General features: G+C 52.7%; 1 rRNA gene. It reads right to left on the bottom strand.

The annotated features are described in order from the left end of the window. Positions 1 to 2620 (bottom strand): 23S ribosomal RNA (locus J2S19_RS23535); the annotation flags it as partial.

Raw genomic sequence — 2620 nt, 5'->3', positions numbered from 1 at the left:
GGTTAAGTCCTCGAACGATTAGTATCTGTCAGCTCCATGTGTCACCACACTTCCACCTCAGACCTATCAACCTGGTCATCTTCCAGGGTTCTTACGTTACAAAGTAACAGGGAAATCTCATCTTGAGGGGGGCTTCATGCTTAGATGCTTTCAGCACTTATCCCTTCCGCACATAGCTACCCAGCTATGCCTTTGGCAAGACAACTGGTACACCAGCGGTGCGTCCATCCCGGTCCTCTCGTACTAAGGACAGCTCCTCTCAAATTTCCTACGCCCACGACGGATAGGGACCGAACTGTCTCACGACGTTCTGAACCCAGCTCGCGTACCGCTTTAATGGGCGAACAGCCCAACCCTTGGGACCGACTACAGCCCCAGGATGCGATGAGCCGACATCGAGGTGCCAAACCTCCCCGTCGATGTGGACTCTTGGGGGAGATAAGCCTGTTATCCCCGGGGTAGCTTTTATCCGTTGAGCGATGGCCCTTCCATGCGGAACCACCGGATCACTAAGCCCGACTTTCGTCCCTGCTCGACTTGTAGGTCTCGCAGTCAAGCTCCCTTGTGCCTTTACACTCTGCGAATGATTTCCAACCATTCTGAGGGAACCTTTGGGCGCCTCCGTTACATTTTAGGAGGCGACCGCCCCAGTCAAACTGCCCACCTGACACTGTCTCCCACCCGGATAACGGGTGCGGGTTAGAATTTCAATACAGCCAGGGTAGTATCCCACCAATGCCTCCACCGAAGCTAGCGCTCCGGCTTCCAAGGCTCCTACCTATCCTGTACAAGCTGTACCAAAATTCAATATCAGGCTACAGTAAAGCTCCACGGGGTCTTTCCGTCCTGTCGCGGGTAACCTGCATCTTCACAGGTACTATAATTTCACCGAGTCTCTCGTTGAGACAGTGCCCAGATCGTTACGCCTTTCGTGCGGGTCGGAACTTACCCGACAAGGAATTTCGCTACCTTAGGACCGTTATAGTTACGGCCGCCGTTTACTGGGGCTTCGGTTCAAAGCTTCGCTTACGCTAACCTCTCCCCTTAACCTTCCAGCACCGGGCAGGCGTCAGCCCCTATACTTCGCCTTGCGGCTTCGCAGAGACCTGTGTTTTTGCTAAACAGTCGCCTGGGCCTATTCACTGCGGCTTTTCGCAAGGATAAACCTTGAAAAAGCACCCCTTCTCCCGAAGTTACGGGGTCATTTTGCCGAGTTCCTTAACGAGAGTTCTCTCGCTCACCTTAGGATTCTCTCCTCGCCTACCTGTGTCGGTTTGCGGTACGGGCACCTCTCACCTCGCTAGAGGCTTTTCTAGGCAGTGTGGAATCAGGAACTTCGGTACTATAGTTCCCTCGCCATCACAGCTCAGCCTTATGACAACGGGATTTGCCTCGTTGCCAGCCTAACTGCTTGGACGCGCTAATCCAACAGCGCGCTTACCCTATCCTACTGCGTCCCCCCATTGCTCAAATGGTGAGGAGGTGGTACAGGAATATCAACCTGTTATCCATCGCCTACGCCTTTCGGCCTCGGCTTAGGTCCCGACTAACCCTGAGCGGACGAGCCTTCCTCAGGAAACCTTAGGCATTCGGTGGATGGGATTCTCACCCATCTTTCGCTACTCATACCGGCATTCTCACTTCTAAGCGCTCCACTAGTCCTTACGGTCTAGCTTCACAGCCCTTAGAACGCTCTCCTACCACTGACATCTAAGATGTCAATCCACAGCTTCGGTGATACGTTTAGCCCCGGTACATTTTCGGCGCAGAGTCACTCGACCAGTGAGCTATTACGCACTCTTTAAATGGTGGCTGCTTCTAAGCCAACATCCTGGTTGTCTAAGCAACTCCACATCCTTTTCCACTTAACGTATACTTTGGGACCTTAGCTGGTGGTCTGGGCTGTTTCCCTCTTGACTACGGATCTTATCACTCGCAGTCTGACTCCTGAATATAAGTCTTTGGCATTCGGAGTTTGACTGAATTCGGTAACCCGATGGGGGCCCCTAGTCCAATCAGTGCTCTACCTCCAAGACTCTCAATTCAAGGCTAGCCCTAAAGCTATTTCGGAGAGAACCAGCTATCTCCAAGTTCGATTGGAATTTCTCCGCTACCCACACCTCATCCCCGCACTTTTCAACGTGCGTGGGTTCGGGCCTCCATTCAGTGTTACCTGAACTTCACCCTGGACATGGGTAGATCACCTGGTTTCGGGTCTACGACCACGTACTCTTTCGCCCTATTCAGACTCGCTTTCGCTGCGGCTCCGTCTCATCAACTTAACCTTGCACGGGATCGTAACTCGCCGGTTCATTCTACAAAAGGCACGCCATTACCCATTAACGGGCTTTGACTACTTGTAGGCACACGGTTTCAGGATCTCTTTCACTCCCCTTCCGGGGTGCTTTTCACCTTTCCCTCACGGTACTGGTTCACTATCGGTCACTAGGGAGTATTTAGCCTTGGGAGATGGTCCTCCCTGCTTCCGACGGGATTTCACGTGTCCCGCCGTACTCAGGATCCACTCTGGAGGGAACGAAGTTTCAACTACAGGGTTGTTACCTTCTTTGACGGGCCTTTCCAGACCTCTTCATTTACTCCGTTCCTTTGTAACTCCGTA

Origin of the sequence: Metabacillus malikii (assembly GCF_030813355.1) — a bacterium.
Classification (GTDB): domain Bacteria; phylum Bacillota; class Bacilli; order Bacillales; family Bacillaceae; genus Metabacillus; species Metabacillus malikii.
Note: the sequence above shows the minus strand (reverse complement) of the source record. Positions and strands in the feature narration are given on the sequence as shown.